The sequence below is a fragment of the Pseudomonas sp. USTB-Z genome, from assembly GCF_019691255.1.
Taxonomy (GTDB): domain Bacteria; phylum Pseudomonadota; class Gammaproteobacteria; order Pseudomonadales; family Pseudomonadaceae; genus Aquipseudomonas; species Aquipseudomonas alloputida.
Genome location: NZ_JAECZP010000005.1, coordinates 117,056 through 131,309, shown reverse-complemented (window position 1 = coordinate 131,309; position 14,254 = coordinate 117,056). Strand labels below are relative to the sequence as shown.

12 protein-coding genes and 1 pseudogene are annotated in these 14,254 nt (G+C 64.1%); 11 read left to right on the top strand and 2 right to left on the bottom strand.

The window, feature by feature from the left end:
* Positions 1–74 precede the first annotated feature (74 nt).
* Both I8746_RS08050 and I8746_RS08045 read left to right on the top strand, forming a co-directional pair.
* On the top strand, positions 75–1,844 hold the full coding sequence (locus I8746_RS08050) for an acyl-CoA dehydrogenase C-terminal domain-containing protein (protein WP_221100435.1): 1,770 nt from the start codon (positions 75–77) through the stop codon (positions 1,842–1,844).
* Positions 1,845–2,123: 279 nt separating this feature from the next.
* Positions 2,124–3,131 carry a FecR family protein gene (locus I8746_RS08045; RefSeq protein ID WP_014753407.1) on the top strand — a complete coding sequence of 336 codons (1,008 nt, stop codon included), beginning with the start codon at positions 2,124–2,126 and terminating at the stop codon, positions 3,129–3,131.
* Between the two features lie 14 nt (positions 3,132–3,145).
* On the opposite strand, the gene I8746_RS08040 is transcribed toward I8746_RS08045, so the two are convergent.
* The gene (locus tag I8746_RS08040; RefSeq protein WP_004575306.1) at positions 3,146–4,465 is read right to left on the bottom strand and encodes a Na+/H+ antiporter family protein; all 1,320 of its coding nucleotides are present in this window, start codon (positions 4,463–4,465) and stop codon (positions 3,146–3,148) included.
* Between the two features lie 223 nt (positions 4,466–4,688).
* Between I8746_RS08040 and I8746_RS27500 the strand changes: the two are divergent.
* From I8746_RS27500 to I8746_RS08005, 8 genes and pseudogenes are all read left to right on the top strand, one after another.
* Positions 4,689–5,999: pseudogene (locus I8746_RS27500) on the top strand (HAMP domain-containing protein); the annotation flags it as partial.
* 102 nt (positions 6,000–6,101) lie between these two features.
* Positions 6,102–6,857 (top strand): methyl-accepting chemotaxis protein, encoded by a 756-nt coding sequence (locus tag I8746_RS27495; protein WP_241792063.1) that lies wholly within the window; start codon positions 6,102–6,104, stop codon positions 6,855–6,857.
* A 95-nt stretch (positions 6,858–6,952) separates the two neighbouring features.
* Positions 6,953–7,969, top strand: coding sequence for an ABC transporter substrate-binding protein (locus I8746_RS08030; protein WP_192907393.1), 1,017 nt, complete (start codon positions 6,953–6,955; stop codon positions 7,967–7,969).
* Entirely contained in the window at positions 7,966–8,814 is an 849-nt protein-coding gene (locus I8746_RS08025) for a proline/glycine betaine ABC transporter permease (protein ID WP_003247791.1), read from the top strand. The genes I8746_RS08030 and I8746_RS08025 overlap by 4 nt, the downstream gene beginning before the upstream one ends.
* A 93-nt stretch (positions 8,815–8,907) precedes the next feature.
* Entirely contained in the window at positions 8,908–9,771 is an 864-nt protein-coding gene (locus I8746_RS08020; protein WP_003247790.1) for a LysR family transcriptional regulator, read from the top strand.
* A gap of 135 nt (positions 9,772–9,906) precedes the next feature.
* Entirely contained in the window at positions 9,907–10,824 is a 918-nt protein-coding gene (locus I8746_RS08015; RefSeq protein ID WP_003247787.1) for an AEC family transporter, read from the top strand.
* A 34-nt stretch (positions 10,825–10,858) separates the two neighbouring features.
* Positions 10,859–11,470 carry a cell wall hydrolase gene (locus I8746_RS08010; RefSeq protein ID WP_143493721.1) on the top strand — a complete coding sequence of 204 codons (612 nt, stop codon included), beginning with the start codon at positions 10,859–10,861 and terminating at the stop codon, positions 11,468–11,470.
* Positions 11,471–11,676: 206 nt separating this feature from the next.
* Positions 11,677–12,528, top strand: coding sequence for a CAP domain-containing protein (locus I8746_RS08005; RefSeq protein ID WP_221100433.1), 852 nt, complete (start codon positions 11,677–11,679; stop codon positions 12,526–12,528).
* A gap of 1 nt (position 12,529) precedes the next feature.
* Here I8746_RS08005 and I8746_RS08000 read toward each other — a convergent pair whose 3' ends face one another.
* Positions 12,530–13,507 (bottom strand): GlxA family transcriptional regulator, encoded by a 978-nt coding sequence (locus I8746_RS08000; RefSeq protein ID WP_004575299.1) that lies wholly within the window; start codon positions 13,505–13,507, stop codon positions 12,530–12,532.
* Between the two features lie 104 nt (positions 13,508–13,611).
* Here I8746_RS08000 and I8746_RS07995 point away from each other — a divergent pair, with 104 nt between their 5' ends.
* Entirely contained in the window at positions 13,612–14,223 is a 612-nt protein-coding gene (locus I8746_RS07995) for a LysE family translocator (protein WP_014753413.1), read from the top strand.
* Positions 14,224–14,254 lie beyond the last annotated feature (31 nt).

Sequence of the window (14,254 nt, the reverse complement as noted above, 5' to 3'; positions counted from 1 at the left end):
TCAGGTGCAGCACACGCCTGCGCCTGAAGGTTCAGCGCACGCCCAACCCTCCCCCACTATTGCAAGAGCTGCCGATGACCACCTATTCCGCCCCCCTGCGCGACATGCGCTTCGTCCTGCATGACGTGTTCAACGCTTCAGGCCTGTGGGCCCGACTGCCCGCCCTGGCCGAACGCATCGATGCCGACACTGCCGACGCCATTCTCGAGGAAGCATCCAAAGTCACCGGCCAGCTGATCGCCCCGCTCAGCCGCAACGGTGACGAGCAAGGTGTGTGCTTCGACGCAGGCCAAGTCACCACCCCCGAAGGCTTTCGCGAGGCCTGGAACACCTACCGCGAAGGTGGCTGGGTCGGCTTGGGTGGCAACCCGGAACACGGCGGCATGGGCATGCCAAAGATGCTCGCCGTGCTGTTCGAAGAGATGCTCTACGCAGCTGACTGCAGCTTCAGCCTGTATTCGGCATTGAGCGCAGGCAGTTGCCTGGCGATCGATGCCCACGCCAGCGAAGCGCTCAAGGCCACTTACCTGCCACCGCTGTACGAAGGCCGCTGGGCCGGCACCATGTGCCTGACCGAACCCCATGCCGGCACTGACCTGGGGCTGATCCGCACCCGCGCCGAGCCTCAGGCCGATGGCAGCGTGCGCATCAGTGGCAGCAAGATCTTCATTACCGGCGGCGAGCAGGACCTGACCGAGAACATCGTCCACCTGGTGCTGGCCAAGCTGCCGGATGCGCCCGCCGGTGCCAAAGGCATATCGCTGTTTCTGGTCCCCAAATTCCTGGTCGAGGCCGATGGCCGCCTGGGCGCGCGCAATGCTGTCCATTGTGGCTCGATCGAACACAAGATGGGCATCAAGGCCTCGGCGACCTGCGTCATGAACTTTGACGGTGCCATCGGTTACCTGGTGGGCGAACCGAACAAGGGCCTGGCAGCGATGTTCACCATGATGAACTACGAGCGCCTGTCCATCGGCATACAGGGCATCGGTTGTGCCGAAGCCTCCTACCAGAGCGCCGCCCGCTATGCCAACGAGCGCCTGCAGAGCCGCGCAGCGACTGGCCCGCAGGCACACGACAAGGTGGCCGACCCGATCATCCACCATGGTGATGTGCGGCGCATGCTGCTGACCATGCGCACCCTCACCGAAGCAGGTCGGGCGTTCGCCGTCTACGTTGGCCAGCAACTGGACGTGGCGCGCTATGCCGAGGACGCTGGCGAACGCGAGCATGCCCAGCGCCTGGTGGCACTGCTGACACCGGTGGCCAAGGCATTCTTCACCGACAACGGTCTGGAAAGCTGCGTGCTTGGCCAGCAGGTGTATGGCGGTCATGGCTACATTCGCGAATGGGGCCAGGAGCAACGGGTGCGAGACGTGCGCATTGCGCAAATCTATGAAGGTACCAACGGCATTCAGGCCCTTGATCTGCTGGGGCGCAAGGTGCTGGCCGACGGTGGTCAGGCGTTGGCCAGCTTTGCCAGCGAAGTGCGGGCCTTCAGTGTGGATGCGCCCTTGCACCGCGAGGCCCTGCAGGCGAGCCTGGCGCGGCTCGAGGCCACCAGCAGCTGGCTGCGGGCGCAGGCTGGCGAGGATGCCAACCTGGTCAGCGCGGTAGCCGTTGAGTACCTGCAGCTGTTCGGGCTGACGGCCTATGCGTACATGTGGGCGCGGATGGCGGCGGTGGCGCTGGCCAAACGTGATGAGGACGAGGCGTTTCATGGTGCGAAGCTTGCCTGTGCGACGTTCTATTTCCAGCGGGTCTTGCCGCGGGGGTTGGGGCTGGAGGCGAGCATTCGGGCCGGTAGTGGCAGCCTTTATGGGCTAGAGGCCGCACAGTTCTGACCGGTGTTTCACTGACGCGCTTGTTGCAAGGGCAGCCGTGTGCTGCGAAGAGGGCCGGTACAGGTTACCGAATCGGTACTGCAAACACTGACCTCTTCGCCGCACCAGGCCGCCCCGGAAGCGATTGCAGACATCGTCTTTTGCCCGCGAAGGGTTCTCAAACGCTGAAAAACCGTGGTCAATCCGACGAAAAACCGGCACAACTGATAGTCATTCGCCAGTACATTGGTTCTCGGGAGCCCTCTCGCAAGGGTAGAATGCGCAAAACCCGGAGCCGCAATGAACCACGACCGCCTCAATCCCAGCCCAGACGATGCCATCACCGACGCCGCAGCGCATTGGTGCATGCGCCTGCACGCCGACGACTGCACGCAGGCCGAGCGTGAAGCATTCGCTGGCTGGTTGGCGGCCGACCCGCGGCATGCCGAAGAATATCAGGCGATGCTGGAAATCTGGCAAACAGCCGACCTGCTGCCGCGCAGCGCCACCGTCATCGACTTCAACTCACCCGCCAAACACGCCACCCGCCCCCGCAGCTGGCGGCCGCTGGCGTCTGCTGCGGCCATCGCCCTGGCAGTGCTGCCGCTGGCCGGCTGGATGGGGTGGGAACAGGGCTGGTTGCCCAACCACTACCAGCACGTCGAAGCCGGTGACCGCATGCAGACCGTGGAGCTCAGCGACGGCAGCACGGTACAGCTCAACCTGCACACCGAGCTCACCTTCCTCAACTACAAGGACCAGCGCCAGGTCACGCTCAAGCGCGGCGAGGCGTTCTTCAAGGTGCGACACGACAGCAGCCACCCGTTCATCGTGCGTGCCGGCAGTGGCCAGACCCGGGTCACCGGCACCCAGTTCAACGTGTGGAAGTACCAGGACCAGGTGAAGGTCACCCTGGTGGAAGGTTCAGTGCTGGTGTCCAGTGAGGGCAGTGCCGGTGGCTATCGCCTTGGCCCTGGCATGCAGGCCAGCTACCACAAGGGCGACTTCGAGCCGCAGCTGGAGCAAAGCGACGACTATGGCAACAGCCTGGCATGGCGCAGCGGCAAGCTGGTGCTCGACAACCTGAGCCTGGAACAGGCGCTGCCGGTGATAAACCGCTACCTCGACGCCCCGCTGCTACTGGCCGATGCCAGCACCGGCCGCATTCGCATCAGCGGCATCTACAACACCCGTGAAGTGGGGCGCCTGGTCAACAACCTGCCCAAAGTCCTGCCGGTCTACCTGACCCGCAGCAAGGACGGCAGCACCGTGCTCAATCGCATCTCGCCGCCGCCCGACAAGGGCTGACGCCCTCCCCCGCCTTACAAGGTCATCGCCGCCAACCAACCGAACGCCAGCAGCGGCAGGTTGTAATGGATGAAGGTCGGCACCACGGTGTCCCAGATGTGGTGGTGCTGGCCATCCACGTTCAGGCCCGAGGTCGGGCCCAGGGTCGAGTCCGAGGCCGGCGAACCTGCATCACCCAGCGCACCGGCAGTACCAATGATGCACACCGTGGCCAACGGGTCGAAGCCCAGTTGTACGCACAGTGGCACGAAAATCGCCGCCAGGATCGGCACGGTGGAGAACGACGAGCCGATCCCCATCGTCACCAAAAGGCCTACCAACAGCATCAGCAGGGCACCGACGCCCTTGCTGTGGTCGATCCACTGCGCCGAGGTTTCCACCAGGCTCTTCACCTCACCGGTGGCCTTCATCACCTCGGCAAAACCGGACGCGGTAATCATGATGAAACCGATCATGGCCATCATCTTCATGCCTTCGGTGAACAGGTCGTCGGTCTCTTTCCACTTGACGATGCCCGACAGCGAGAAGATCAGGAAACCGACCATGGCACCGATGATCATCGAGTCCAGCAACAGCTGGACAATGAAGGCTGCAGCGATCGCCAGCCCGGCCACCAGCAAGGTCAGCGGGTTGTACTGCACGCTCACCTGCTCCACCTGCTGGATCCGCGCCAGGTCGTAGTCACGCTTCTTGCGGTAGCTGATGAACACCGCCACCAGCAGGCCGACGAGCATGCCGGCAGCCGGGACGGCCATGGCGTGGGTGACGTTGACGCCGCTCACATCGACACCCGCGCGGGCCACATTGGCCAACAGGATCTCGTTGAGGAAGATGTTGCCGAAGCCCACCGGCAGGAACATGTACGGGGTGATCAGGCCAAAGGTGATCACACAGGCGATCAGCCGGCGGTCGATACGCAGGCGAGTCAGCACGTACAACAGAGGTGGCACCAGCAGCGGGATGAAGGCAATGTGGATAGGCAGGATGTTCTGGGACGACACGGCCACCACCAGCATCAGGCCGATCATCAGCCATTTGACCTTGCCGCCCTTGGCGTCGTCCTGCCGGTCGATCATGACCAGGGCGCGGTCGGCCAGCGCATGGGCCAGGCCAGACTTGGCGATTGCCACGGCAAAGGCACCCAGCAGTGCATAGGACAAAGCCACCGTGGCACCACCGCCGAGGCCACCGTTGAAGGCCTTGAGCGTGCCTTCGATGCCCAGGCCGCCCACCAGCCCACCGGCCAGGGCGCCGATGATCAGGGCGATGACCACGTGCACGCGGGACAGGCTGAGTATCAGCATGATGCCGACCGCGGCGATCACTGCATTCATGGTTGGCTTACCTCATTACGACAGAAAAAAGCGCGAACTCTGAAGCAGTAGGCGGCAGATGTCAAAAGCGCCTTGATGCGGGGCATTAGTGGCGGTCAAATTTAAATTGAATGTTTGAATAAAGAAAAAACGGCAGGGGCCGATATTGAGGGAGGCAGCGAGGTGCCTGGCCGCAGCGCTTTGGCACCTCCCGGCCCCACCGCAGATAAAGCCATAACCCTTAATGCCAAAAAAGGGATCCGCCCCCATGCCTTTGCGACAACTTTCCATCCAGTGGAAGATCACCCTGCTCGCCGGTCTCTGTCTGGCCGCTATCGTCACCTTGCTCGTCGGCCTGTCGCTGTACCGCATGGATCACAGTTCGGACCTGGTCAAGGCCAGCAGCATGCAGATGCTGACCGAGGCGGCGCAGTCGCGTATCGAGTCACAAGGTGAAGTGCAAGCGCTGAACATTCGCCGCCAGTTCATGGATGCCTACCAGTACGGCGCCGGCTTCGCCCGTCAGGTGCTGTTCCTGCGCGAGCAGGCCGAAAAGCGCTTTCTCGATGCCTTCGACCTGCGCGAGGACATGACCCGCCAGGTACGCGCCGCACTGCAAGCCAACCCCGACCTGCTCGGCCTGTCACTGGTATTCGAGCCCAATGCCCTGGACAACAAGGACAGCCTGTTTGCCGGCAAGGCAGCATTGGGCAGCAACGAAACCGGGCGCTTTGCCCTGTACTGGTCGCAGCCACGCGCCGGCCAGTTGACCGCGATGGCCCTGCCCGAACATGACATGGCCAACACCGAGATCGGCCCCAGCGGCCAGCCGGCCAACACCTGGTGGGTATGCCCACGCACCTCCGGCAAGGTGTGCGTGGTAGAGCCGTACTTCTACGACATCGATGGCCAGCAGGTGCTGATGACCAGCATCGTGTTCCCGCTGGCGGTCAACGGCAAGATCATTGCCACCCTGTCCATCGACATCAACCTCAATAGCCTGCAGGCGCTGAGCCAAGAGGCCAGCCGCAGCCTCTACGAAGGCCGCACCACGGTCGGCATTCTGACCCCGGTCGGCCTGCTGGCCGGCTACAGCGCCGATGCCAGCAAGCTGGCCCAGCGCTTCGACCAGGTAGACACGACCAAAGGCGCCGAGCTGGTGCGCAAGCTGGCCGATGGCAAGCTGACCATCCTCCACGACCGGCAGCGCCTGAAGGTGCTGGCGGCATTCCGGCCAATCCCGGACGCCCAGCCCTGGGGCGTGTTGCTGGATGTGCCGGAAAACGCCCTGACCGGGCCGGCCGAAACCCTGAAGCTGGAACTTGACGCGCTCAATACCAGCGGCACCTTGCTGGAACTGAGCCTGGGCCTGGCCGCCGCCATTGTCGGCCTGCTGCTGGTATGGCTGATGGCCCGCGGGGTTACCCGGCCGATCCTCGGCGTGGCCGCCATGCTCAAGGACATTGCCAGCGGCGAAGGCGACCTGACCCGTCGCCTGACCTACCAGAAACAGGACGAACTGGGCGAACTGGCCGGCTGGTTCAACCGCTTCCTCGACAAGTTGCAGCCAACCATCGCCGAGGTCAAACGCTCGGTGCAGGCCGCCCGAGGCACGGCCGACCAGTCCTCGGCGATTGCCACTGAAACCAGCGCCGGCATGGAGCAGCAGTACCGCCAGGTCGACCAGGTGGCCACCGCCTCGCATGAAATGAGCGCCACCGCCCAGGACGTTGCCCGCAGCGCCGCCCAGGCTGCACAGGCGGCGCGCGATGCCGACCAGGCCACCCGCGAGGGCTTGGCGGTAATCGACCGCACCACCAGCAGCATCGGTGCCCTGGCCGCCAACATGAGCGACACCATGGCCGAAATAGAAGGCCTGGCGCAGAACAGCGAGAAGATCGGCTCGGTACTGGAAGTGATCCGCTCGATCGCCGAACAGACCAACCTGCTGGCACTCAACGCTGCCATCGAAGCTGCCCGCGCCGGAGAGGCCGGCCGTGGCTTTGCCGTGGTCGCCGATGAGGTGCGCAACCTGGCCCAGCGCACTCAGGAGTCGGTGGAAGAAACCCGTCAGGTCATCGAAGCCCTGCAGAATGGCACCCGCGAAGTGGTCGGCGCCATGGACCACAGCCACCGCCAGGCCCAAGGTGGCGTGGAGCAGGTCGGCCAAGCCGTCACGGCATTGCAGCGCATTGGCCAGGCGGTGACGGTGATCACCGACATGAACCTGCAGATCGCCTCTGCCGCCGAGGAGCAAAGCGCGGTAGCCGAGGAAATCAACAGCAACGTGGCGACCATTCGTGATGTCACTGAATCCCTGTCAGGCCAGGCCAACGAGTCGGCGCGGGTCAGCCAGTCGCTGAACAGCCTGGCCAACCAGCAGCAAGCGCTGATGGACCAGTTCCGCGTCTGAAGCGAACGGGGCCACGCCAGTGGCCCTGAAACTGACAGAACCTCGTCGTCTACACTTGCCCCCACCGCCAAGGCGTGGCGAACGACGAGGTTTACATGAAGAGATTTCCAGCGCTGCTGGCCGGGCTGCTGTTGACGGTGGGCCTGGCCAGCACGGACAGCGCCGCATCGGCAGAACAGCCTGCGCCTATCCATTTTGGTGCCATCGGCTGGGAAAGCGGCGCCCTCACCACCGAGATCCTGCGCCTGATCGTGGAGCGCGGCTACGGCTACAGCACCGACACCCTGCCTGGCAGCACGGTCAGCATGGAGGTGGCCCTGGCGCGCAATGACCTGCAAGTGATCGCCGAGGAATGGGCCGGGCGCAGCCCTGCCTGGGTCAAGGCCGAACAGGCCGGCCAAGTGTTCGCACTGGGCGATACGGTCAAAAATGCAGAGGAAGGTTGGTGGGTACCGGCCTATGTGATCGAGGGCGATGCCGCACGCAACCTGAAGCCCGTGGCGCCTGAGCTGCACAGTGTCGAGGACCTCAAGCGTTACCCGCAGGTATTTTCTGACCCCGAATCGCCCGGTAAAGGGCGTTTTCTCAACAGCCCAAGCGGCTGGACGTCTGAAACCGTCAACAGCCAAAAGCTCAAGGCCTATGGCCTGGATGGCCTCTACAACAACTTCCGCAGTGGCTCCGGCGCCGCGATGGACGCCGAGATCGGTTCGGCTATCCGGCGCGGCAAACCTGTGCTGTTCTACTACTGGAACCCGACCCCGCTGATGGGGCGCTACAAGCTCATCCGGCTGGAAGAACCCCCGTTCGATGCCCAGGCCTGGGCCACCCTCACCGACCCCGCCAACCCCAACCCGAAAGGCAGCCGCTCGCTGCCGGCAAAGTTGTCGATCGGCGTGTCCAAAGCCTTTCGCGAAAACTACCCAGACTTGGTCAGTGTGTTCGAACAGGTCAACCTGCCCATCGATCGCCTGAACAAGGCCCTGGCCGTCATGAGCGAAAAACGCACGCCCCCACGCGAAGCCGCCCTCACCTTCCTGCGCGATCACCGCGAGGTGTGGAAAGCCTGGCTGCCGGCGGACATCGCCGCCAAGGTCGAGGCCAGCCTGTGAGCAGCGGTTTCCCGCAGACCCTGCAGTTTTCCTTTGCCGACAGCATCAACCGCCTGGTCGACGGGTTGGTATTGAACTACGGCGACCACCTGCGCAGTTTTTCTGACCAGTTGCTGCAACTGCTGGTCGGCCTGGAGAACCTGTTGCGTCTGTTGCCTTGGTGGCTGTTGTTGTTGCTGGTGGGTCTGCTGGCCTGGCACGCCAGCCGCAGCCTGCTGCGCAGCGCCGTGCTGGTCGCGCTGCTGGCCTTGATCGGTATGCTCGGGCTCTGGGACAAGCTGCTGCAGACCCTGGCCCTGGTGCTGGTCAGTACCGGCCTGTGCGTACTGGTGGGTGTACCGCTGGGCATCCTGCTGGCCGCCCGGCCACTGGCCAGGCGGCTGCTGTTGCCGGTCCTCGATGTGATGCAGACGCTACCTGCGTTCGTTTACCTGATCCCGGTGCTGATGCTGTTTGGCCTGGGCAAGGTGCCTGCCGTGTTCGCCACGCTGATCTACGCCCTGCCGCCGCTGGTGCGGTTGACCGAGCTGGGCTTGAGCCAGATCGACCCCTCGTTGCTGCAGGCCGCACACGGCCTTGGCGCAAGCCGCTGGCAGCGGTTGCGGCGCATCGCCCTGCCCCTGGCGCTGCCGAGTATCATGGCCGGGCTCAACCAGTCGGTCATGATGGCCTTGTCGATGGTGGTCGTGGCGTCGATGATCGGCGCCCGTGGGTTGGGTGAGGATGTGCTGGCGGGGATCCAGACCTTGAATGTTGGCCAAGGGATGGAGGCCGGGCTGGCAATTGTCGCCCTGGCCATGGTGATCGACCGGATCAGCCAGGCCTATGGGCGTAGCAGTCGCTGAGCCGTATCGGCACGGCCTGGGAGCAGCCTTGTGCTGCGAGAGGGCCGGGCCTGACAATATGCCTCTGTCAGCTGAGAACCGGACCTCAACCGCATGTCCCTGAAAGCCCTGCGCACCTTGGTGACCATCGCCCGCCACGGCACCTTTGCCCGCGCCGCCGACCTGCTCAGCCTCACCCCCTCGGCGGTCAGCCTGCACATCAAAACCCTCGAAGACGAACTGAAGGTGACCTTGTTCGACCGTAGCCGCAGGCAGGTGGTGCTGACCGAAGCCGGCCAGTTGGCGGTGGCCCGCGCCGAAAGCCTTCTGGCTGCCTATGACGAACTGGCCGATGCCCTGGCCAGCGGCCCAAGCCTGCGCGGCCGCTTGCGCCTGGGGGCGATCCACACGGTGCTGGCGCGGCGTTTGCCCAAGGCACTGGTGTGGATCAAGGCCCATCACCCGCAGCTACACATCAGCGTGGCCTCGGGCATGTCGGCGGAGCTGGCGCGGCGCGTGGAAGACGGTGAGCTCGATGCCGCGATCACCACCGAACCGGTCAGCCCTTACCCGCAGAACCTGGACTTTACACCGCTGTTCGAGGACCGCTTCTGGGCCATTGCCAGCCCTGAGCTGGCCGGGTATAGCGTGCCGCAGTTGCTGGCCAGCCAGCCTTTCCTGCGCTTCGACAAGCGAGCCTGGGCCGGCCGGCAGATCGAGCAGGAACTACGCCGCCAGCAGGTGCAGGTAAGCGAACTGATGGAACTGGACAGCCAGGAAGCCCTGGCGCGCATGGCGGTGATGGGCCTGGGCGTGGCGGTCATCCCCATGGCAGATGACGACCTGCAACGCTTGCCACCCGCCACCTGCCTGCCGTTTGGCGAGCCGCAGCTGACCCGGCGGGTGGTGTTGCTGGAGCATGAAAAAAGCCAGCGGCGGCATTTGAGTGCGGTGTTGAAGACCGCCCTGGAAGCCTGACCCCAGGCTGCTCCAAAGCGCGATCTGCACCCACCAACATGCATTTTTCCTCAACGGTCACTGAAGAAAACAACGTTTTTACAGATTGATCCGCCCCCGTAGTCTGTGCACGTACCCGACCACGGAATGCTGACCATGCTGCACTTGCTGCTGACCACCCTGCTCCCCATCATCCTGCTGATAGCGCTGGGTACCTTCCTGCGCCTTCGCGGTTTTCTTGCCGAGAGCTTCTGGCCTGGCGCCGAGCGCCTGAGCTACTACGTCCTGCTACCGTCGCTGTTCCTCCATGGCCTGGCCACTGCCAACCTCGATGGCATACCGGTGCTGGGCATGGCCGGCGCACTGATGCTCTCGACCCTGGCCGGTGCCGTATTGCTGATGCTGTATCAGGGCGCGGCGAACCATGAGGGTGCCGACTTCACTTCGGTGTTTCAGGGCGGTATCCGCTTCAACAACTACATCGGTGCCACCCTGGCTGCGGGCATCTACGGCAGCGCCGGGATTGCCCTGGCGGCGGTGGCCAACGCTGCCATCGTGCCCTTGGTCAACCTGCTCTGCGTACTGGTGTTTGCCCGCTTCAGCGCCCGTCACAGTTCGCCCGCCACGGTGCTTCGGGCGATCTTCGCCAACCCGTTGATCGTCGGCTGCGCAGGGGGGCTGGTGCTACGGGCCACGGGGCTGGGCTTGCCGGCCGGTATCGACGCCACGGTCAAGGCCTTGGGCCAGGCCGCACTGCCTTTGGGCCTGCTGTGTGTCGGCGCTGCCCTGGGCGGCGCCAGCCTCGGCCAGCAGGTACGGCCGCTGATGGCAGCATCGACGTTCAAGTTCCTGGTCATGCCACTGACCACCTGGGGCGTTTGCCGGCTGCTCGGCCTGAGTGGCCAGGCAGCGGTGGTGGCAGTGTTGTTCCAGGCGCTGCCAACCGCTTCGTCATCTTATGTCATGGCCCGGCAAATGGGCGGCAACGCGCCACTGATGGCCACCCTCATTGCCCTGCAGACCGTGGCTGCCGCCGCCACCCTGCCTTTGGTATTAATGCTTACGCTTGGCTAGACTGAAATTCTGCCCACTGCCTGGTAATGTGCCCATGCGCCTTCACTTGATGCTGATCGGCTTGACCTCGGCCCTGCTCGCAGCCCCCCTGTATGCCGCTGATCCAGCCAAGGCCGCCGTTGCCGAGGACAAGGCCGCAGTGCTTGAAGAAAAGGTCGTCGAAGATGCGCCGCCCCCCAGGAAGGCAGAGAAACTGACCCCAGGCGAAACGCAAGCAGTGGACCCGGCTGGCCAGGCGCCGCTGGATGACAGCATCACCTGCCTGGCACGTACCATCTACTGGGAAGCCAAGGGCGCCGACGCCAAAGACATGACCGCGGTGGCCAGTGTGGTGCTCAACCGCCTGGGCCACGATGGCTTTCCCGATACCATCTGCGCGGTAGTCAAACAGGGGGTGGAGACCAAGGCCTGTCAGTTCTCATGGTGGTGTGACGGGCGCCCGGACCAGGTCGAGGAACCGCAACGCTACAACGTTGCCAAAGAGATCGCACGCAAGGCGCTGAACCAGCAGTTGAAAGACCCCACCGGCGGTGCATTGTACTTTCACGACCGCACGGTGCGCCCCGACTGGGCGAAGGCTTATCGCAAGACCGCGCAGACCACCCACTTCCTGTTCTACAAGCCGAACCAGGCGTTGGCCCATTGACGCGTAAACGGCTGACAACGCGGGCTCGATACGAATGACTGGTACCTGACCGCACTTTTCCACGGGCCTGGAGTCTACCCCCTCTTTTGCCGCCAGTAACGATTGCCGGTGTTTTCATTGCCTTGCACGACCTCGGGCCAAAAGCCCCGGGCTTGTGTAGGATGAGCAGCGCACACCACGACGCTGCCAGTCATAGGGAGATCCACATGCGCGTCCTGACATCCGTTGTCGCCTTGTCACTGGGCCTGGTCGTTTCGACCGGGGCGCTGGCAGCCACCGGCGAAGAGGCGCAGTTGATCGATTCGATCAATGTCTACCGCAGCAAGGCCCAGCCCTGCGGTGACGAGGCGTCGTTGGAACTGCCGCCGCTCAACAGCGACACACGCCTTGCGCTGTCGCCAGAGGGCACCCGCGACCTGCAACAGGCCATGACCCGCGCCGCCTACCCCATGGTCAGCGTCCAGGCCATCAGCCTGTCGGGGCCACGCGACGCACGCGCCGCCATGCATGCCATCGAGGAAAGCTTCTGCCAAGTGGTGCTCGACCCGCAATTCGTCGATATCGGCGTCAGCCAGGAGGGCCGCGACTGGCGCATCGTGCTGGCACGGCCGCTGCTCAGCGGCCGCCTGGGCGACTGGCAGGCCGAGGGACAGAAGGTGCTGCAGGAGGTCAACGCCGCGCGCAAGGTGCCACGGCAATGCGGCGGCCAGCCGTTTGCCGCCGCCCCGCCACTGAGCTGGAGCACAGTGCTGGCCGGGGTCGCCGCCAACCACACACGGGCCATGGCCAACCAGAACTTCTTCGACCACATCGACAAAGATGGCCGCACACCCGGTGACCGGGCGGAACTGGCCGGGTACCTGTACCAGCAGATCGGCGAAAATATCACCGCCGGGCGTGACACCGCGCAAAAGGTCGTCAACGGCTGGCTGGACAGCCCGGGGCACTGCGCCACGCTGATGAATCCGGACTTCCGTGAATTGGGCGCTGCCTATGCGATAGACCCCAAGAGCGATGCAGGGATCTACTGGACAGGGTTGTTCGGGACGCCGCAGTAGATCACGTGAGCGGGTAATGACCTGCACGCAACTGCAGGGCCGTACACCCAAACCGACGCCGCACGCACTTGCCAAGGTAGCTGGCATCACCCAGGCCCACCTCATCGGCAATTTGCGCCAGGCTGTGGCTGGAGTTGAGCAAACGCCAGCGCGCCTGCTGCAAGCGCATCTCCAGCCACCAGGCCTTGGTGCTCATACCGTGGCTGGCCTGGAACTGCCGGTCCAGTTGACGCCGGCTGATGCCCAGTTCTGCGGCCAGTTGCTCCACGGCCAACGGTGTGCCCAGGTGATGACGCATCAGTGCTTGCGCCCGTTGCACCTGGCGCCCCTGACCAGCACCCAGCTCCAGCGAGCGTAAGGCGTGACGGCTGTCGCGGGTCTCGTCCACCAGCATGTCAGCCAGCCCTTTGAGCGCACGGGTTCGCCCGCAAGCGCGTGACAGTAGCGCAACGGCCAGGTCTATGGCGGCAGTGCCACCGGCGCACGTGATGCGGTTGCCATCGATGCAGTACAACTGCTCGCGCAGCAGCTGCAACTGCGGAAAAGCAGCACGAAACTCGGCTTCGTGACGCCAGTGCACCACCACCTTGTGCCCCTGCAGCAGGCCGCAGGCAGCCAGCAGGAAGGCGCCATTGTCGACCCCCACCAGCTTGACTCCCGCCTTGGCGGCCTGCCTGAGCAACGCCTGGTAACGTGGCGCCAGCGCCGCGGTGGCCATGGCACTGCGACCGCCGAACACCACCAGGTAGTCGAAAAGGGCGAGGTCGAGCTGATCGGCAATGGCCTCGACCTGCAGCACCGCGCCACTGCTCGACGGTACCGGCTCAAGGCTGAGCCCCGCCACTGTCCAGCTGCAATAGCGTTGCTGGCTATAGTCCTCGTCGTCGGCGCTGAAGCGCAATTTGTCGAGGAAGGCGCCAAACGGCAGCAGGGCAAAATCCGGTAACGGCATGATCAGCAAGCGGATGTCGGGCGGCATGAAACCACGTCCAGAAAAGACCCTTGTATGACCAGATAATACTCTTTCAGCTCGAGCGTTGCGCCATAGACTGACGCCCTCTCTCGAACAAGGCAATTTTCAACATGGCACTGGACACCTGGCTCATCTACCTGCTGGCCAGCATCGGCCTGTCGCTGACCCCGGGGCCCAACAGCCTGTTGGCATTGACCCATGGCGCGCTTTATGGCGCACGGCGAACGCTGTTCACCATCGTGGGCGGGGTATTGGGTTTCAGCGCCCTCATCGCCTTGACCATGTTCGGCCTCAGCGCACTGCTACAGACCTCGGCGGCAGTGCTGAGCGTCCTGAAGTGGGTGGGTGGGGCTTATCTGATCTGGCTGGGCATTCAGCTGTGGCGCAGTCCAGGCCTGCAGCTGGAACTGACCGCGCACAGCGCGCGGCTGGGCAATGCCGGGCTGTTTCGCCAGGGCCTGCTTTCGGCCATGGCGAACCCCAAGGTGCTGCTGTTCTATGGTGCCTTCCTGCCGCAGTTCATCGACCCACAGCGAGGGCTGGTGCTGCAATTTGCGGTGATGGCCGCGACCTTTGCCAGCGTCGAGTGCCTGGTCGAATACCTGCTGGCGCGCCTGGCGTTTCGCATTCGGCCATGGCTGGCCAAGGGTGGCAAAGGTTTCAATCGCTGCTGCGGGAGCCTGTTTGCCTTGATTGGCCTGGCGCTGCCGCTTGGCCGATAGCGGGCCCGCGAACACGGGTGAAACCCGTGCC